17 protein-coding genes are annotated in these 18,036 nt (G+C 72.9%); 10 read left to right on the forward strand and 7 right to left on the reverse strand.

The window, feature by feature from the left end; all coding sequences use genetic code 11:
* The first annotated feature begins 151 nt into the window (after positions 1–151).
* Both ACTWPV_RS36980 and ACTWPV_RS36985 read left to right on the forward strand, forming a co-directional pair.
* Positions 152–1,207 carry a LacI family DNA-binding transcriptional regulator gene (locus ACTWPV_RS36980; protein ID WP_443155346.1) on the forward strand — a complete coding sequence of 352 codons (1,056 nt, stop codon included), beginning with the start codon at positions 152–154 and terminating at the stop codon, positions 1,205–1,207.
* Positions 1,208–1,343: 136 nt separating this feature from the next.
* The gene (locus ACTWPV_RS36985) at positions 1,344–1,595 is read left to right on the forward strand and encodes a hypothetical protein (RefSeq protein WP_443155347.1); all 252 of its coding nucleotides are present in this window, start codon (positions 1,344–1,346) and stop codon (positions 1,593–1,595) included.
* A gap of 33 nt (positions 1,596–1,628) precedes the next feature.
* Here ACTWPV_RS36985 and lnt read toward each other — a convergent pair whose 3' ends face one another.
* The gene (gene lnt / locus ACTWPV_RS36990) at positions 1,629–3,173 is read right to left on the reverse strand and encodes an apolipoprotein N-acyltransferase (RefSeq protein ID WP_443155348.1); all 1,545 of its coding nucleotides are present in this window, start codon (positions 3,171–3,173) and stop codon (positions 1,629–1,631) included.
* Positions 3,174–3,377: 204 nt separating this feature from the next.
* Here lnt and ACTWPV_RS36995 point away from each other — a divergent pair, with 204 nt between their 5' ends.
* Together ACTWPV_RS36995 and ACTWPV_RS37000 are read left to right on the forward strand one after the other, a co-directional pair.
* Entirely contained in the window at positions 3,378–4,514 is a 1,137-nt protein-coding gene (locus ACTWPV_RS36995) for an MFS transporter (RefSeq protein ID WP_443155349.1), read from the forward strand.
* A gap of 148 nt (positions 4,515–4,662) precedes the next feature.
* A complete protein-coding gene (locus ACTWPV_RS37000; RefSeq protein WP_347643437.1) occupies positions 4,663–5,001 on the forward strand; it encodes a YciI family protein in 339 nt (112 codons plus the stop codon).
* 72 nt (positions 5,002–5,073) lie between these two features.
* Here ACTWPV_RS37000 and ACTWPV_RS37005 read toward each other — a convergent pair whose 3' ends face one another.
* Positions 5,074–6,522 (reverse strand): ankyrin repeat domain-containing protein, encoded by a 1,449-nt coding sequence (locus ACTWPV_RS37005; protein ID WP_443155350.1) that lies wholly within the window; start codon positions 6,520–6,522, stop codon positions 5,074–5,076.
* A 325-nt stretch (positions 6,523–6,847) separates the two neighbouring features.
* Here ACTWPV_RS37005 and ACTWPV_RS37010 point away from each other — a divergent pair, with 325 nt between their 5' ends.
* Complete coding sequence (locus ACTWPV_RS37010; protein ID WP_443155351.1) at positions 6,848–7,258, forward strand: DUF7144 family membrane protein; 411 nt, start codon at positions 6,848–6,850, stop codon at positions 7,256–7,258.
* A 40-nt stretch (positions 7,259–7,298) separates the two neighbouring features.
* On the opposite strand, the gene ACTWPV_RS37015 is transcribed toward ACTWPV_RS37010, so the two are convergent.
* Both ACTWPV_RS37015 and ACTWPV_RS37020 read right to left on the reverse strand, forming a co-directional pair.
* A complete protein-coding gene (locus tag ACTWPV_RS37015; RefSeq protein WP_443155352.1) occupies positions 7,299–8,243 on the reverse strand; it encodes an alpha/beta hydrolase family protein in 945 nt (314 codons plus the stop codon).
* A 54-nt stretch (positions 8,244–8,297) separates the two neighbouring features.
* A complete protein-coding gene (locus ACTWPV_RS37020) occupies positions 8,298–8,969 on the reverse strand; it encodes a TetR/AcrR family transcriptional regulator C-terminal domain-containing protein (protein WP_443155353.1) in 672 nt (223 codons plus the stop codon).
* Here ACTWPV_RS37020 and ACTWPV_RS37025 point away from each other — a divergent pair.
* Positions 8,956–9,720 (forward strand): NADPH-dependent FMN reductase, encoded by a 765-nt coding sequence (locus ACTWPV_RS37025; RefSeq protein ID WP_443155354.1) that lies wholly within the window; start codon positions 8,956–8,958, stop codon positions 9,718–9,720. The two genes, ACTWPV_RS37020 and ACTWPV_RS37025, sit on opposite strands and share 14 nt — an antisense overlap.
* On the opposite strand, the gene ACTWPV_RS37030 is transcribed toward ACTWPV_RS37025, so the two are convergent.
* Entirely contained in the window at positions 9,656–12,445 is a 2,790-nt protein-coding gene (locus ACTWPV_RS37030) for a BTAD domain-containing putative transcriptional regulator (RefSeq protein WP_443155355.1), read from the reverse strand. The genes ACTWPV_RS37025 and ACTWPV_RS37030 overlap by 65 nt on opposite strands.
* Before the next feature lie 136 nt (positions 12,446–12,581).
* The gene (locus ACTWPV_RS37035) at positions 12,582–13,577 is read right to left on the reverse strand and encodes a hypothetical protein (RefSeq protein ID WP_443155356.1); all 996 of its coding nucleotides are present in this window, start codon (positions 13,575–13,577) and stop codon (positions 12,582–12,584) included.
* A gap of 201 nt (positions 13,578–13,778) precedes the next feature.
* Here ACTWPV_RS37035 and ACTWPV_RS37040 point away from each other — a divergent pair, with 201 nt between their 5' ends.
* From ACTWPV_RS37040 to ACTWPV_RS37055, 4 genes are read left to right on the forward strand one after another with little or no spacing between them, the layout of a single operon-like run.
* Complete coding sequence (locus tag ACTWPV_RS37040; RefSeq protein ID WP_443155357.1) at positions 13,779–14,636, forward strand: SAM-dependent methyltransferase; 858 nt, start codon at positions 13,779–13,781, stop codon at positions 14,634–14,636.
* Positions 14,637–14,647: 11 nt separating this feature from the next.
* Positions 14,648–15,178 carry a GNAT family N-acetyltransferase gene (locus ACTWPV_RS37045; protein WP_443155358.1) on the forward strand — a complete coding sequence of 177 codons (531 nt, stop codon included), beginning with the start codon at positions 14,648–14,650 and terminating at the stop codon, positions 15,176–15,178.
* A 35-nt stretch (positions 15,179–15,213) separates the two neighbouring features.
* Positions 15,214–15,657 carry a MarR family winged helix-turn-helix transcriptional regulator gene (locus ACTWPV_RS37050; RefSeq protein WP_347643427.1) on the forward strand — a complete coding sequence of 148 codons (444 nt, stop codon included), beginning with the start codon at positions 15,214–15,216 and terminating at the stop codon, positions 15,655–15,657.
* Entirely contained in the window at positions 15,657–16,886 is a 1,230-nt protein-coding gene (locus tag ACTWPV_RS37055; RefSeq protein ID WP_443155359.1) for an MFS transporter, read from the forward strand. Before ACTWPV_RS37050 ends, ACTWPV_RS37055 begins: the two co-directional genes overlap by 1 nt.
* Positions 16,887–16,913: 27 nt before the next feature.
* On the opposite strand, the gene ACTWPV_RS37060 is transcribed toward ACTWPV_RS37055, so the two are convergent.
* A complete protein-coding gene (locus ACTWPV_RS37060; RefSeq protein WP_443155360.1) occupies positions 16,914–17,951 on the reverse strand; it encodes an endo-1,4-beta-xylanase in 1,038 nt (345 codons plus the stop codon).
* Positions 17,952–18,036: the final 85 nt, after the last annotated feature.

The following is an 18,036-nucleotide window of genomic DNA, read 5'->3' on the forward strand; positions in this document are numbered from 1 at the left end:
TGAAACATTTCAATCCTCGCGCACCGTAAGCAGGTAGAGGTACCCGCGTCAATGCCTGCCTGGAGAATCGGAGCACGGGTGTCATGTAGATGAAACATTTCAATGGCTACACTGGGTGTTCCTGCCAGGTGACCAGAAGGGCTGTCCACCGGTGACCGACATCCACAAGCCGGCCCAGCGCCGCCGGCTCAGCATGGTCGACGTCGCCGCCCACGCCGGCGTGTCCGTGGGAACGGTCTCCAACGTGCTCAACCGGCCGGAGCTGGTCGCCAAGCCGACGCTGCGCCGCGTGCGCGCCTCCATCAAGGCGCTGGGGTTCGTGCCCAGCGCTCCCGCCCGGCAGCTGCGCGGCGGTGCGGGCCGGTCCGTGGGCGTCATGGTTCGCGACATCGGCAACCCGTTCTTCACCGAGGTGCTGCCCGGCATCGAGACCCGGCTGTCGCAGGAGGAGCTGCTGCTCGTGCTCTGCAGCTCCAGCGACTCGGTCGAGAAGGAGGCCTACTACCTGCAGATCCTGGAGCAGCACCGGGTGCCCGGCATCCTCATCACGCCCGCGGGCGACGACATCTCCCACCTGGTGGAGCTGCGCCGGCGCGGCATCGGCATGGTGCTGCTCGACCGGCCGGGCGCCGACTCCCAGCTCTGCGCGGTCGCGGTCGACAACGTCAGGGGCGGCGAGCTGGCGGGCGCCCATCTGCTGTCGCTCGGCCACCGGCGCATCGGGTTCCTCAACGGGCCGTCGATCGTGCGCCAGTGCGCCGACCGGCGCCAAGGGCTGGACAACGCGGTGCGCGCCGCCGGGCTCGACCCCGGCGAGGTGATCACCGAGGTCACCCTGCCCGCGCTCACCCCGCGCGAGGGCGAGGCCGCGCTCGAGCGGCTGCCCCTGCGCGAGGGGCCGACGGCGCTGTTCTGCGTCAACGACACGGTGGCGCTGGGCGCGCTGCGCGGGCTGGAGCAGCGCGGCATCGGCGTCCCGCACGACATGGCGGTCATGGGTTATGACGACGTGGAGTTCGCGGCCGCGCTGTCGCCGTCGCTGACCTCGATCCGCCAGCCGAAGCACCAGCTCGGCCACGCCGCCGCGGAGCTGCTGCTCACCGACGCCCGGGGCGACCCTGGCCACTGGCACCAAGAGATCGTCTTCCAGCCGGAGCTCATCGTCAGAGCGTCGACCGGCGCCTCCCTGTCCCGGCCGGGCCAGTAGGCGGTGTCCGGCATCGTCGTGCGGCGGGTTGTTCCACGACGAAGGCCGGCCCCGAGCGGTGCGCTCCGAGCCGACCGCCGTGCTGTCTGAAGCGGCGCAGCCGCCCATGGATACGCGGCCTCGGCGGCGCCCCGGTATGCTTCCCCGTCAAGGACGACGGAGGGCGGAGGGCGAGACCGGCCTGGAGGTGAGCGTCGGCGAGATGGTGCAGCTCAGGAGCGGGTTCCAGCTCAGGGTGGAGGACGCGTACGCGGCCGGGTACACCGGCGGCGGCACGATGCGGCTGAACCCGATGGAGATCCTGGAGGCCCGCTGGTGCGCCCCCGACGACCTGCCGGAGGGCCTGCTGGAGTCGCACCGGCGGCTGATCGAAGCGTCACGCCCGTAGGGGAGGCGGCGACTCACTGATCGCGCCGCGCCGTCACCGCGTACGCCTGTCGCCGTCCCCGCCGAGGGTGTCCCTCCTCCGAAGGGCCCGCCGGGCGGCGAGCCCGACGCCGCTCGCGGCCAGGATCCCGGCGGCCATGACGGGCACCCAGTCCCCCAGCCGGACGTACGGCGTGACCTCCATGGACAGCGGCACGTCGATCACGAAGGCACCTTGGTACCCGGGGCCGTACCAGGCCAGCGGCCTGCCCCGGGCGTCGAACGCGGCCGAGGTCCCGCCGGCTTCCACGAGCACGGCAGGACGGCCGGACTCGACCGCGCGCACGGCTTCGAGGCCGGCCTGCTGCGCGTGTGCCCAGCTGCCGTGGAACGTCGTGAGCGAGCCCTGCACGAGGGTGAGGTCCACGCCCATGACGGCCAGCCGGCGCCGCATGTCGGGAAAGGCGGACTCGTAGGAGATGAGCGGGCCGACCCGGTGACCTGCGACGTCCAGGACGGTGAGCCCGCCGCCGGTGGACCGGTCCTCCGCGGCCGCGTCGGTGTGATCGGCCAGCCAGCCGAGCAACGGCCGCAGCGGGATGTACTCGCCGAACGGCACCAGTCGCTGCTTGACGTAGGTGTTCACGACGCCATCCGCGGTGTACTGGTACGTCGTCTTGGCGATCTGCCCGGATGAGCCCCTGGCGTCCACGTTGACCAGCAGATCGCTGCCCACCTCGGCGGCGGCCATCCGCAGCCGGCGATCCACGTCGGGCCGCCGCGCCGGATCGAACGCCACGCTGCTCTGCCCCCAGACGACGACGTCGTGATCGCGGCCGGCGAGCTCGCGGGTCAGCCGCAGGTTCTCGGCCAGGCGCCGGGCCGGGCCGGGCACGTCGCCTGTCTGCACCCCGGCCACGCGCATGGTGCCCGTCACGGCGGGCTCCGGCCGTACGAGCCCGTAGCCGACGGCGAGCACGGCCAGCGCTACGGCGGCCCCCGCGCCCACCAGCCGGGTTCGCTGCCCGGCGCCGGGCAGCACGGCGGCGGCGAGCCCGGCGTTGACGGCGACCAGCACGAAGCTCAGCAGCCACACGCCGCCGAGCGCGGCCGGCGCGAGGACGGGCGGCACGCGCCACTGGCTCGAACCGAGCACCCCCCACGCACCGGCCAGATGTTCCCACGAGCGCAGGACCTCGACGACGACCCAGGTAGAGGGCAACACCAGCAGCGCCGCGACGACCCGGGCCGCGGAGACCCGGCGGAGCAGCCCGTACGCGACAAGCCCGAACGGCACCCAGGACAGGCCCGCGATCCCCAGCACGAGCGGCGCGAACACCCCCAGGGAGTGGAGCACCCAGTGGTGCAGGACCGCGAAGAAGCCCACGGCCGCGAACCAGCCGCGCCATGCCGCTTCGGCGTACGATCCCGCCCTCGCGGCGAGCACGACGAACGGAACCAGCCCGGCCCACGCCCACCACCAGGCGCCGACGGCGGGAAACGCCGGCGCCAGGCAGGCCCCCGCCACCAGGGCGAGGACACGCCCGCGCAGGCGGACCGCCCGGGTGGCCCTCGCGGGAGGGGTGGACGTGGCCCGCACAGGCGCCCCCTACCCGCCGGCCGGATCGGCTCACCACCTGGCCGGCGGGCGTTGGAGCCCGCGGAGCCCGCGGGATAGGGTGCTGTCGGGTGGTTCGTGCCACTCCACACCCCGAGGATCCTCGTCGAGGCGTCGCCCACCCGGGCTTGAGGATCGGGCCGGCTCGCCGGTCGCGCCTCCCGACTTGTGGGAGGTGCGTGCCCGTTGAGCGTTCGTACGATCGTCACCGTGGTGGCGGCAGGCACGGCGGCCAGCATGGCCTTGGGGGAATTCGTCCCGTTCTTGGCCTCGGTGGGCGCGGAATTCGACCTGTCGCTCACCGCCACGGGCCTGCTGTCGTCAGCCATCACGCTGGTCGCCGGGCTCACCTGCCTGCCGCTGGGGTTATGGGTGGATCGGCATCGGCTGCGCGGGATCTTCGTGGCCGGTCTGGTGGCTCTGGGCGTGGCGGGGCTGGCAGCACCGCTCGCCGGAGGCGCGGCGGCGCTGTTCGCCCTGCGGGCGATCCAGGCGGCCGGCTACGCCCTCGTGGTGATCACGGGGCCGAGCCTGCTGGCTCGCCTGCTGGAGGGCAGGTCACGGCAGACGGCCCTGGCACTGTGGGGGGTGTGCATCCCGTCCGGGCTCGCGCTGGCCGGCGCCGGCGGCGGTCTGGTCACCGGCTGGCGCGCCGAGGTCTCGGGCGTGGGCGCGATCACCCTGATGGTGGCCGCGCTGGCCGGGACGTTGCCGCGCGACGACCGGCCCGGCCGGGAGAACGGCCGGGCCTGCTCGCGTCGCGGACCCGGCGCGACGTGGCCGGTAGCCGCCCTGGCGGCCGGGTTCGCGCTGATCGCCTCGGTCGGGGTGAGCCTGGTGACCGTGCTCCCGGCGTACCTGGCGGCCGAGCGGAGCGTGCCCGGATCACAGGCGAGCCCGCTGGCCGGGCTGGTCTCGGCGGCCAGCGTTCTGGGCAGCCTCGCGGCCGGAGCGGCGCTGCGCGCCCGGATCCGGCCGGGCCGGCTGATCACCGCGGCCCTGCTCGTGATCCCCTTGACCGCCGGCGTCTTCACGCAGGCTCCGGTGGCGGTGGCGACCGTATGCGCGGCAGGGGTGCTGGTGGTCAACGGGCTGGCCGTCTCGGCGGTGTTCGCGGCGCTTCCCGCGGTGGCCGGCGACCGCATCGCGTGGAGCGTCGGAGCGGTGACGCAGTCGGGCAGCCTCGGCACGCTGCTCGGAGCGCCGACGTACCTGTGGGTCGCCGAGACGGGCGGATGGAGCTCGGTGACGGTGCTGACGGCGGCGATCGTGACCGGCGGGGTCTGTTGCGCCACGGCGGCCCTCAGCGGCCGGCTGCGGTAGCCCGTACCTCTTCGTCTCCCGCCGTCGAGGTGTCGTGTGGGCGCGCGTTCCGATCGTCTTGTTGAGTGGAGGGCACACGCCGGGCTCGGGCCGGAGTTCGAGGACGCGTTATCGCCCTGACCCACCCGACGGATGGAGGAGGACACGCGTGAAGTACGTGCTGATGTTCGTGGAGACCGAGGAGTTCGCCAAGGAGCTGGAGGAGATGGGCGAGAAGGAGCGGGATGCCGCCTTCGAGGCGGTGGGCCGCTGGTTCGCCGAGCACGCCGGAAAGATCACCCACCACACCCACCTGGCGCCGGTGCACACCGCGACCACGGTGCGGCTCGGCCCCGGGGAGCCGGTGGTCACGGACGGGCCGTTCGTGGAGGGCAAGGAAGTGGTCAGCGGATTCGCCGAGGTCGAGGTGGCCGACCTGGACGAGGCGCTGGAGCTGGTCCGCTCGTGGCCGGCCTGCCCGCTCGTGGAGATCCGCCCGATCTCGTGAGCGAGGACTCGCCCGCGGCCGCGCGGCCGCGGGCCGGCCGCGCGGTCCTCGTCCCGGAGCCCGGCACGCAGGTCACTCGTGCTGCTCCGCGCCCCGCAGGTACGCCGCCACGCGGAGCCTGCCGCCGTACTCGGCCCAGCCGAGCGGGGTCGAGTCGTGCTCGGCGTCCCTGATCGTGAGGTCGGCCCCGAGCTCGACGAGCGTCCTCGCGGTCTCCACGTCGTCGTTCCAGGCCGCCGCGTGCAGCGGGGTGGCACGATGCAGGTGGTTCACGTCGAAGCCGAGTCCGGCCAGCAGCCGTACCACCGCGGGCCTGCGCAGCTCGGCCGCCCTGGTGATCAGGCCGGGAGTGCGGGCGAGCGCCCGGGCCAGTGGCGCCGGTCCTGACGCGGCCACCGCGCCGGCGTCGGCACGCATGCAGGCGGCGGTGAACGCGTCCGCCTCGTCCAGCACGGTCGAGGCGCCCGCCGCGGCGAGGAGCTCCGCGACCTCGGTGTGCCCGTGCAGCACGGCCAGCTCGTACGGCGTGCGCCCGCCGAACGCGGGATGCCCGCCGAGGCCGTCCGCCTCCGCGCCGTGCGCGAGGAGCAGCCGGGTCCGGCGCGGGCCGCCCCGCAGCGCGGCGGTGGCGAGTTCGTCGCGCACCAGTTGCTGCGGCGACCGCAGCGCCGGGCCCAGCCGGACCTGCCACGGCCCGCCCTCCCCGCGCCCGAGACCGAACTCCAGCAGCAGCTCGAGGTGGGCGGTGTCGTCGGAGAAGGAGCCGCCGAGCCCTCTGTTGTAGAGGGCCTGGCCGTCGTTGGGGTCGGCGCCCGCCTCCAGGAGCAGCCTGGCCAGCTCCGGACCCCGCGGGTGCGGCGGCTGGTCTCCCTCGCCGCCGCCGAACGCGCCGGTGAGCGCCGTGAACGGGGAGGCCAGCCCGTCCCACAGGAAGCCGGCGTTCGGGTCGGCGCCGTGGGCGAGGAGGAGCCGGGCCGCCTCCACGGGCCGGCCGGGCGGGTCGAGGCGGGCGTAGGCCAGGTACAGCAGCGGCTCCCACCCGAACGGGCCGCCCTGCGCGCGGGCCAGGCCGGGGTCCGCGGCCAGCGCGCCGGCCAGGGCACCGGCCGAGCCGGTGGCCGCCATCGTGAAGACGTTCGCGGTGGACGGCCACGGGTGCCGGGCGAGCAGCTGGCCGGCCTCACCGGTCCTGCCCCGGTCGCCTTGGCCGTAGGTGAGGCAGGCGAGCCGCAGGAACTCCTCCTGCGGGTCCTCGCGCGGCGCGACACGGTGCGGCGAGCGGGTGTAGCGCTCGACGGTGCCGATGTGCTCCTTCAGCCGGGGCCAGCTCGCGAAGCCGTACATGCGGGCGGTGACGAGCTGCGCGTCGGACAGCCTGGGCGTCCGCGGGGGCCGGGGATGGAACTCGGCGACGAGTCCGCGCGCCTCGGGAGCGCCCGCCCTCATCTGCTGGAGGAGGGTCTTGGCCTGCTTGCGGAGCCGTTGGATGCGGGGGTTGTCGGGCAGGCGGTGGATGGGCACGATGGCCTCCTTTCCGTCTGGCCTGGTGTCCGCATGGTCAGGCCGGAAAAGAGGTCGGGCCGGGGTCGTTCGGTGACCGTCAGGTGGGCTTGGCCCTTTCCGCGGACCGGTGGCGTCCTGAGCGCGCACCGTCCAGCGTACGTTGCCTCGGGGACTCGCGCAGGTCCGCGACCGGCGCGATGCCTGTTTCTTCAAGACAAGGGAAATTCGCCCCCAATCCTGTCCCCTCACCTGCCGCTACGTCCCTTTATGTCGTGATTGCCCGGTCGGCGAGGGAAGCAACGTCACCATCCACGAAGCCAGGAGCTCAGAGGGAGGGTTCTCCATGACCTACCACCCTGCGCGGCAGGTGACCGGCTGGGTCGGCTGGATCTGGTTCGGCGGCATGATGATGGTCCTGGCCGGGCTGTTCAACATCATCACCGGTCTGGCCGCCGTCCTCGCCAACCGGATCTACGTACAGACGCCCAACCGGCTGCTGCTCTTCGACGTCACCACCTGGGGCTGGCTCCATCTCTTCCTGGGCGTGCTCGTCCTGGCCACGGGCATCGCCCTCACCGCCGGCCAGAGCTGGGCCCGAGTGGTCGGCGTCATCCTGGTGATGCTGAACGCCCTCACCCAACTGACCTGGATCGCCGTCAACCCCTGGTGGTCGCTGGCCGTCATCGCGGTCGACGTGCTCGTGCTGTACGCGCTCATCGTCCACGGCAGCGAAGCCAAGGCCGACCGACCGTGAGGATGCGGTCAGGCGGAGCCCCTCGCCCGGCACGGGCGAATCACTGAGGTGAACGGTTGTGGAAGGTGACCTCCGAGTTGGCGGTGGACGGGCCGTCCAGCAGCGGCCGGTGTTCGCCGCGCAGATGCCAGTCGAAGAAGGCGCCCACGTACGCCGTCGTGATCTCGCCCGAGCGCTTGCCCGGCAGCGGCGCTGAGGGGTCGGTCATCCCGACCTGGCCGCCCAGGACGGGCAGGTCGATGAAGGTGAAGTGGCCGGAGCCGGCCACGGTCAGCCAGCGTTTCCAGCCGTCCAGGCGCCGCCAGTCCCGAGGCCAGCTCGTGTCGTCGCCGGCCGGCGAGTGGGCCTCGGTGCCGAGCATGAGGAACGGCCGTCCACCAAGTCCTGCCTTCGGCACCGGCGCGAAGAACGTGCCGTCCATGTTCGCCCCGGCGCGGACGCGGCGGTCCCGGGCCATGAGGCTCGCCGCGGCGTTGCCGCCGAGCGAGTGGCCCGCGGCGCCGATCCGCCGCGGGTCGATCATCTTCGATCGTTTCCAGGCCGTACGGGTCAGCTCGTCGACGACGAAGGAGAGGTCCGCCGCCCGGCCGGCGGCGGCCCTGGCGAGCAGCTTCTTGCTCGCCGCGTCGGAGGGTGCGCTCTCCACCTTCTCGCACGCGACGCAGGTGAGCATGCGACCGCCGGGAAAGCTGGTGCCGTACGACTCGTAGGCGTGGTCCACGAGCGCGACGACGTACCCCTTCGATGCGAGCTCCTCGGCGAGCGTGGTCAGGGTGGCGCGGTTGAGCGTGAAGCCCGGGGAGAGCACCACCAGGGGGTGGCGGCCGCCGGCGGGGGCGGCGCCGGCGCGGGCGTTCGTACGGACCCCTGCGAGCAGCTCCGCCTCGAAGCGGGTGTCGAGCTTCTGGCCCTTGAGCAGGAGACGGGCCTCGCCGGTGGTCATGTAAGGGGCGGCGGCCGCGGAGACGCGGATGGCACTGATCATGCGTAGCAGCGTAGGAACTGCGGCACCGTGCCCGGCATGCCCGAAAGACCAGCCTCACCCCTGACTTTCGTCAGGGATGAGGCGGTCAGCGCCGTAGCCGTACAGGAAGACGTGGACGCCCGAGGCGATCACCTGGTCGGCCTCCCGCCGACTGGGGGCGGGAGCGTGGTGGGGCGGACCGGCGGCTGAGATGAGCAACATGAGCTGGACGGCCGCACGCTCGGGGTCGTCCGCGTGGAGCAGGCCCCCCGCCGTCCACTGCCGCAGGTGCTCGGCGAGCCGGCGTTGGACGCGCCGGGGACCGATCTCCTGCCAGGCGTCGATGGCGGCCTGGGGGATGTGCCCGGCCTCGGCGTTGACCTGGCGGACGAGCGCGAAGTGCTCCGCGTGCTCGGTGGCCATCGGGGCGGTGAGGGCTCGGCCGAACTCCACGAGGTCGGCCTCCAGATCGGTGATCTTGTGCAGGTGCCGGTCGATGATGGCGATCTGGGCGTCGGCCGCCCGGCCCGCGCTCTCCTTGATGACCGTCTGGAAGAGCTCGGCCTTGTCGGCGAAGTGGTTGTAGATCGTCCGCGTGGACACCCCGGCCGCCGCGGCGATCGCGTCGATGCCGGCACGCGTGTAGCCGTCGCGGGCGAACACGGTCAGAGCGCCCGCGAGGATGGCTCTGCGCTTGTCGGCCAGCCCTCCATGGGGGCGACGTCTCGCCCTGTTGTCGCTGGTCATTTCACCTCAGCACGCCGCCGTCGCGGCGGGACAGGCCTCCTTCGACGTCGTCGATCTGGCCGAGCACGGGCTGCCCCTGCTGGACGAGCCCGTGCCCGCGATGTTCGGCGACTATCGCCACCCGCACACCCGGCGCTGGGCGCGGACCATCGCGTCCCTGGACGGATTCGTCTTCGTCACGCCGGAGTACAACCGCGGCATGCCCGCCGCGCTGAAGAACGCGATCGACTACCTGTTCGCCGAATGGAGCAACAAGGCGGCCGGGTTCGTCAGCCACGGCGTGCACGGCGGCACCCGCGCCGTGGAGCAGCTGCGGCTGTCCATGACCGAGCTCCAGGTCGCCAACGTCCGCACCCAGGTCGCGCTGTCGGCGTTCACCGACTTCGAGCTCACCGGCCCCACCGACCCCGGCGTGATCACCCCCGGCCCGCACCAGGAGGAGACCCTCGTCGAGCTGATGACGAGGTCATCAGCTGGTCACGGGCGCTCAGGCCGCTGCGCGCGGACGCCCCGCGGGAGGCGCTCCGCTGACGCCGGGCGATCAGGGGCGCGTCAGCTCACCAGCGCCTGGGTCGCCGAGTCCTTCAGCCGGGCGTTCGCCCAGCGCACCTGCCGCAGGGTGTCGGGATGGCAGCGCTGGGCGAGCGCCAGCAGAGCGGTACACCTCCGGAGCGGCCGCGTCCTGGTCACCGCCCGGGCGCCAGGTCGCGTCCGAGCCGGGCGAGGGCCTTGCCGGCATCAGGGTGGTTGAGCTGGACGAGGATGTCGCGGGCCTCCCGCCAGGCGCGCAGGCTCTCGCCGGTCTCACCGCCGGCCTGGTGGGCGTCGCCGAGCAGGAGCAACGTCTCAGCCTGACCGTACTGGTCGCCGAGGTGTCTGAGCAGGTCGATGGCGCGGGTGAAGCAGACGACGGCCTGCTGGTGCGAGCCGAGGTGGTGGTGGGCGAAGCCCAGGCTGTCCCAGGTGGCCGCCTGGCCGCGCCGATCGCCCGACTCCTCGTGCATCCACAGCGCCCGGCCGCAGTGCCTGAGGGCTCTGTCGTAGTCGCCCAGCAGGCCGTGGAGCCAGCCGACGGCGTTGAGCGCCCGGGCCTGCCAGGCCGGCAGCCCGGCCTCGGTGTAGAGCTCCATGGCTCGCTCCGCGTGGACGAGCGCCTCCGCGTACCGGCCCTGCCGTTCGAGCACGCCGCACAGGTTGCCGTGGACGTGCGCCCGGTTGCGCTCGTCGCCGAGGGCTTCGTACAGGTCGAGGGCCGACCGCAGGTGGGTGTGGGCGTCGTCGTGGCGGTCGAGGCGGCGGAAGGCCCAGCCGAGGCGGCGGCGGGCGTGCGCCTGCGCCGCCCGGTCGCCGAGGCGCCGGGCCGCCTCGAGGCCGGTGGTCTGGACGGCGACCTGGTCGTGCAGGTGCGAGTGCAGATCCAGGTAGTCGTAGAGCGCCATGGCCAGCCGCCACGCCTGCGCGTCCAGCCCCGACCGCGCCGCGTCCTCGACGGCGGCGAGCAGCGCCGCGTGCTCCACGGCGAACCACGCCAGCGCCTCCCGCTGGTCGTGGTGCTCTTCGGCGACGACACCGGCCGGCGGCTCGTCCAGGGGGATGTCCTGGTGCGGGTCGAGCAGCCGGCCGGCCTGCTCCGCGGTGTGGATGTAGTGGTCGTTGAGGCGGCGCCGGGCTGCGCCCCGCTCCTCGGGCGGATCGTGGAGGCCGGCCAGCTCTCCGGCGTACGCGCGCATCAGGTCGTGGAAGGCGTACCGGCCGGGGGCGTCCTCGGTGACGAGGTGCGCGCCCGCCAGCCTCTCCAGCAACGAGCGGGCATCGCGTAGGGGGATGCCGGCCAGGCTCGCCGCCGCGGCGACGCCGATGCGCGGCCCGCGGTGCGTCGCCAGCACTCGGAACATGCGCGCCGGCTCGTCGCCGAGGATCCGGTACGACCACGAGAACACGGCCCTGACCCGGGTCGCCGGGTCCCCGGCGTCGAGCGCGTCCAGCACCCCGGGAGCCTCACGCAGGTCGTCCGCGATGGCGGCCAGCGGGACGCCGGGCCGCACGGCAGCGCGGGCGGCGGCGATCGCCAGGGCCAGCGGCAGCCGGCCGCATCTCGCGATGAGCTCGTCCACGGTGTCCGGCTCGGCGGCGACCCGCGTGTCCCCCAGCTGGCGGGCGAGCAGTTCCCTGGCCTCGCCGCTCGTCGGCAGGTCCAGCGGCAGCGAGACGGCGCCTTCCTTGGCGACCAGGGCGGGCAGCCGGTCGCGGCTGGTCACCACCACGACGCAGCCGGGAGAGCCCGGCAGCAGCGGGCGCACCTGGCCGGCGTCGCGGGCGTTGTCAAGGACGATCAGCATCCGGCGGCCGGCCAGCAGGCTGCGGTAGAGCGCCGTCTGCGCGTCCAGGCCGGACGGCACGCCCTGCGGCGGCACCCCGAGCGCGAACAGGAACCCGCGGACCGCCTCCTCCGGCGCCACCATCGACCCGCCGGGATCGAATCCCCGCAGGTTCACGTACAGGTGCCCGCCGGGGAAACGGTCGCGGACGCGGTGCGCCCAGTGCGTCACCAGCACGGTCTTGCCGACGCCCGCGCTACCCGACACGACGGCCATCGCCACCGCCGTCGGCTGGAGCGCGGCGTGATCCAGCAGGCCGTCGAGCCGGGAGAGCTCGCCGCCCCTGCCGACGAAACCGAAGGCGTCCATGGGCAGCTGGGACGCGGCGACGGGCGGGGGCGGCTGCTCCGGGAGCGGGCCGGGCTCGGCGGCCCGCAGGATGCGTTCGTACAGGGTCTGGAGCTCCTTTCCCGGATCGAGGCCCAGCTCGTCCCGCAGCTTCTCCCGCGCCCGGTGGTAGGCGTCGAGCGCGTCGGCCGCGCGGCCGGCGGCGGTCATGGCCCGCATCAGCGACGCCACCAGCGACTCGCGCAGCGGATGGCGCTCGACCAGGGCGGTCAGCTCGGCGGTGACCTCGTGGTGGCGGCCGGCGGCCAGCTCGAGCTTCGCCCACTCCTCCCAGGCCGCCAGCCGCTTCTCCTGGAGGGTGCGCACGTCGCCGGCCAGCGCTGGGCAGTCCACGCCGCCCAGCGGATCGCCCCGCCACAGGGCGAGCGCCTGCCTGAGCACGGCGGCCGCGTGCGCGGGCTCGGCGTCGCGCGCGGACGCGACGAGCTCCTCGAACTCCGTCGCGTCCAGCCGGCCGGCGCCGGACCGTAGCTGGTAGCCGCCGCGTACGGTGGTGATGACGTCGCCACCCGCCCCGGCGGCGGCCAGGGCCCGCCGTAGTTTCGACACCAGGTCCTGGATCTGGCGGCGGGCCGAGGCGGGCGGCTCCTCCCACACGACCTCGATGAGGCGGTCGACCGTCACCGCGTGGCCGGCGCTCAGCAGCAGGGCCGCGAGCGCCCTTTCCTGGCGAGGCCCGTGCAGGGGGATCTTCCGCCCGCCGGCCCGCATGTCCAGCGGGCCGAGGACGCCGAACCATAGATCAGCCACCGATTGCCACCCCGCGAAAAGTTCACATCACGCGAAGTTCGATGTTACCGGCCGACAGCGCACCGAGTCAGGACTTCTGTCTACACGACCGCTCGGGAGTGCGCGCCCCAGCACCGCGCGGGCGGCACCCCCCGGGTCAGCCTGACGGCACGAGGCGGCCTTCGACGCGCCGCCCGAGCAGGGCCAGCAGCAGCGCCATGAGCACGGCGCAGCCGACCAGGCCCACGCGATCGAAGGTGGTCGTGGCCATGACGGCGGCGCCGAACAGGGTGTGGGACACCAGCGCCCCTCCGGCCAGCCAGACCCGGTGCGTGTCCGTCCAGCCCGCGCCGGACCAGCGGTGGAGCAGCACGACGGCGGCGACGGCGACGGCGGCGGCCAGGATCATCGCCACGACCGCCCACCAGCCCCTGCCACCGAACGCCGGGACGATCGGGATGAGCAGGCCGAGGAAGGCGGCGGTGGCGAGCGCGGCCAGCAGGCCCACGACGGCGGGCTTCGGCGCGCTCGCGCCGGCCGGGGGCGCCGGCGTACGGCCGGGAAGCACCTTCAGGGCGAGTACGGAGAGCACCGCGCCCGCCACGGCGAACGCGGCCAGCGCAGGCAGCGGCGCCTGGTAGCCCGGATCCATGACCGGCGGGATGAGCACCCGCAACATGGCCACACCGAGGAGCGCGACGACGCCGACGCCGACCAGCCCGCCCCGCCGCAGGTAGGGGCGGTCGCGGTGGGCCGGGTGCAGGAGATCCGCGAGCATGATCGGGATCATCACGCTGAACACGGCGTGGTAGCCGATCTGCGACTCCCAGTAGGTCGTGTTGAGGCCGAACACGCGCGGCCCCCACTCGGCGGCGTGATAGAGGGTGGGGCTGGTCAGTGCCTGCAGCCCGATGCCGTCCTCGGCGAGCTCGTACACCAGGGCGAGGACGAGCAGGCTCGGCCAGCTGCCGCCGGTGCGGCGCACCGCCTCCCTGATCAGCAGCACGCCCGCGCCGTACATCGGCACCAGGAGCGGCAGCAGCCAGATCATGCTCAGCGGAAGCGCGCCGAACGTCATCTCCGCGCAGATCGGCGCCAGCGCGACCAGTGTCCACGCGGCTCTCTTGCGCCCCTTCGTTCCCGTTCCCGTCATGACACGGCTCCCGCCCTTGACTTTTACTTGGCGAGGTAAAAAGTAACTCAGCCAAGTAAAATTGGCAACGTCGCGGTGCGGTCGGCAGGGACGTGAAGGCATCGGCGGGGCGAGAAAGACACCAGCCCGGACATATGCCGATAACGGCCGTTCCCGTACGATGATCAGTCCAGCCCCAGGTCGATGAAGGCGTGAGATTCCATGCGTGACGGCGATCAGGCCACAGGATGGGACGAGGCCGGAGACGGCGTGGTCCCGCCGGGCATCGACCCCACCCAGCCCAGCATCGCCCGCGTGTACGACTATTTCCTCGGCGGCAAGGACAACTTCGCCGTCGACCGCGCCGTCGCCGAGGAGGCCCTGCGGATCGCCCCCGACGCCCGCGAGGCGGGGCGGGCCAACCGGGCCTTCCTGCGCCGCGCCGTGGAGCACATGGTCACGGAGGCCGGCATCCGGCAGTTCCTGGACATCGGCTCAGGGCTGCCCACGCAGGGCAACGTGCACGAGATCGCGCAGGCGAAGGCGCCGGAGGCCCGCGTGGCCTACGTCGACAACGACCCGATCGTGCTGGCCCACGGCAGGGCGCTGCTGGCCACGAACGGCGTCACCACCGTGGTGGCGGGCGACCTGCGCCACCCGGCGGAGATCCTGGAGAACCCCGAGGTCACCGGGCTGCTGGACTTCAGCCGGCCCGTGGGGCTGCTGCTCGTCTCCGTCCTGCACCACCTCTCCGACGACGAGGATCCCGGCGGCGTGATGGCCCGCCTGCACCGGGCGCTGGCCCCCGGCAGCCACCTGGCCGTCGTGCACTTCCACAACCCGGGCGCCGAGCACCCGGAAGCGTCCGAGATCGCCGAGGAGGCCGAGCGGAGCTTCAACCGGAATCTGGGCGCCGGGCGCTGGCGCAGCCGCGAGGAGATCCGGTCGTACTTCGGCGACATGGAGCTCGTGGAGCCCGGGCTCGTCCCGCTGGCCGACTGGCGCGCCGAGCCGGAGGACCTCATCCGCCAGAACCTCACCCGTCACAACGTCCTGGCCGGGCTCGGCCGCAAGCCATGACGGCGGGAGGGGTGAGGCTGGAACGGCTGACCGGCGAGCAGGCGCGGGCCCGTGCCGCCGAGCTGATGGACATCTACGGCGTCGCCTTCACCGAACCGCCGTGGAACGAGGACGGATCCGGCGTCGCGGACTTCGCCCGGCGCCTGGCCACCGACACCGAACGTCCGGGGTTCGTCGCGGTGCTGGCCGGACAGGACGGCAGGCCGTTGGGCTTCGGCACGGCGTGGCCCACCCGCAGCCCCTTCCCCACCGGCCGCGCGTACGACAGGGTGCGCGGCGAGCTCGGCGAGCAGGCCGAACGGCTCCTGGTCGGCGCTCTGGAGGTCGACGAGCTGGCGGTCGCCCCGCACGCGCGCGGACGAGGGCTGGCCGGCCAGATCCTCGACCTGCTGTGCGAGGGCGCGCAGCGCGGCTGGCTGCTGACCTCGCCCCAGGCCTCCGGCGCGATCAGGGTGTACGAACGACTCGGCTGGGAGCGCCTGATCGGCCCGGAGGCGAAGGTGGCGGTGTTCACGAGAGGACGGCGAGCCGGATCTATATAAGCAGATGATATAAAAGGCTTATGGATTCCGCACCCATGAGCCATCTTGAGCTGGCCGCCGGGCTCGGCCGGGTCAGGACGATGATGCGCCTGATCGACGTGCCCAGAGACCTGTCGATCACCGCGCTGTCCACGCTGGCCAACCTCGAACGCCTGGGCGCCCGCCGCCTCACCGAGCTGGCCACGCTCGAAGGCGTCACCCAGCCCGCCATGACCCAGCTCGTCTCCCGGTTGGAGCGCGAGTCGCTGGCCGAGCGGCGGGCCGACCCCGCGGACGGGCGGGTCGTGGTCGTCGCCATCACCGAGCACGGACGGGCCGAGCTGGCCAGGCGGCGGGGCACGCAGGCCAAGCGGCTGGCCGAGTTGCTCGCCGAGCTCTCGGAAGCCGACCGCGCCGCCATCGCCGCCGCCCTGCCCGCCCTCGAACGGCTCACCGCCCGCGCCCTCGGCGCCACGCCGCCGGACCAGGGGGCGGCCTGATGACGCGGGCCGACGCGGCGGGCAGCCCGTTCCGCCAGCCCAGGGCCGTGTGGGCGGTGGCGTTCGCGTGCGTCATCTCCTTCATGGGCATCGGGCTCGTCGACCCGATCCTGCCCGCGATCTCCGCCGACCTGAACGCCTCGCCGAGCCAGGTGACGCTGCTGTTCACCAGCTACCTCGTGGTGATGGCGGTCGCCATGCTGGTCACCGGCTGGGTGTCCAGCCGCATCGGCGCCAAGTGGACACTGATCGCCGGGCTCGTGCTGATCGTCGTCTTCAGCGCGCTCGCCGGCAGCTCGGGAAGCATCGGCGGCATCATCGGCTTCCGCGCCGGCTGGGGCCTGGGCAACGCGCTGTTCGTGGCGACCTCGCTGGCCGTCATCGTGGCCGCCGCCAGCGGCGGCTTCTCCGGCGCGATCATCCTGTACGAAGCCGCGCTCGGCCTGGGCATCGCGGTCGGCCCGCTGCTCGGCGGCGCGCTCGGCCACATCAGCTGGCGTGGCCCGTTCTACGGCGTCGCCGTGCTGATGGCGGTCGCGCTGGTCGCGACCATCCTGCTGGTACGCCCCCAGCCCAGACCACCTCGCAAGACCTCACTGCTCGATCCGATCAGGGCCCTGCGCCACCGCGGCCTGCTGATCATGAGCCTGACGGCGCTCTGCTACAACTGGGGCTTCTTCACCGTGCTCGGCTACGCCCCCTTCCCGATGGAGCTGGACGCCATCCACCTCGGGCTCGTCTTCACCGGCTGGGGCCTTATGGTGGCGATCTTCTCGGTGGCCGGCGCGCCCTGGTTGCAGCGGAAACTCGGCCTGGCCCGCACGCTCTACGGCAACCTCGCGCTGTTCGCGCTGGTCGTCTTCGTCATCGCCGCCTTCACCGACAGCCCGCCCGTCCTGATCACCGCGGTGATCGTCGCGGGCGTGTTCATCGGCGTCAACAACACGCTGACCACCCAGGCCGTGATGATGGTCGCGCCCGTGGAGCGGCCGGTGGCCTCGGCGGCGTACGGGTTCGTGCGCTTCATCGGCGGCGGGCTGGCGCCGTTCGCGGCCGGCAAGCTCGCCGAGCACTTCAACGTGCACGTGCCGTTCCTCATCGGCGGCTGCGCGATCCTGCTCGGCATCGCCATCCTCGCCACCGGTCACCGCGAGCTGGCGCGCGCCGAGCGCAACCAGGCCGAAGCCGACGCCCACGCGGGCGAACCGGCCGGAGCCACCACGAGTTGAGATCGACGGGCTCCAGCACGGCTCAGGTCATCGCGCCCGCGCTCCGAGCAGCGCCCGGTAGGCGGGCTTCGGCACCAGGTTCTCGTCGAGCAGGCACGCCGCGCCCTCGCCGTCGAACCAGCCCGGCACCCACGAGTGGCGGTCGGTGAAGCCCCAGACGGTGAACTCCTTGCAGGCCTCGACGCTCAGGCAGTCGGTGAGCGCCCGGCGGTAGTAGTCGGCCTGGGTGGCCAGCTTCTCGGGGGTCACGGGCAGCACCATGCGCACGTCCAGCTCGGTGACCGCGATCTCCAGGCCCAGGTCGGCGAAGCGGCGCATGACGTTCGCCCAGTCGCCCGGGTAGTCGTACTGGATGCCGAGGTGTCCCTGGAAGCCGACGCCGTGGATGGGCACGCCGCGCGCCTGGAGGTCCTTGACCAGCGAGAGCGTGGTCTCGATCTTGGGGGTGTTCCATTCGATGTTGTAGTCGTTGATGAACAGCTTGGCGTGCGGGTCGGCGCGGTGGGCCCAGCGGAAGGCGTCGGCGATGTAGCCGGGGCCGAGGTTCGTCAGCCAGATGTTCTGCCGCAGGCTGCCGTCCTCCTCCACCACCTCGTTGACGACGTCCCACGCCCTGATCTTGCCCTTGTAGCGGCGGACCTGGGTGGTGATGTGGTCGCGCAGGATTCGCTTCAGCTCGGCCGGGGTGATCGAGCCGTCGGCGACGCCCTCGGTCAGCCAGGCCGGGAGCTGGTTGTGCCAGACGAGGGTGTGGCCGCGTACGCGCTGGCGGTTGCGGTGGGCGTTGTGGACGAGGGCGTCCGCGTCGGCCCAGGTGTACGCGCCGCGCTCCGGCTCGACGGACTCCCACTTCATCGCGTTCTCGGCGGTGACGTGGTTGAACTGGTGGTTGAGCACCTTGCGGTAGTCGGCCTCGTCGCGCAGGGCGGCGATGTCGACGGCGGTGCCGATCCTGATGCCGTGCTGGTGGGCCAGCTCCCGCAGGTCACGCGGCTGGCGCGGGCCGGCGTACGCGGGAGCGGGCAGGGCGAGCATGAGCGCCAGGGCGATGATGAGGGGCTTCACCGGCGACCTCCGATGCGAAGCGTGCGGGGGCGACCGCGTTTCCGAAATTTTCTGATATACGTCGATAATTTCTGCGGTCGCGGGA

The sequence above is a fragment of the Nonomuraea sp. KM88 genome (assembly GCF_052245635.1).
In the GTDB taxonomy this organism is placed as follows: Bacteria; Actinomycetota; Actinomycetes; order Streptosporangiales; family Streptosporangiaceae; genus Nonomuraea.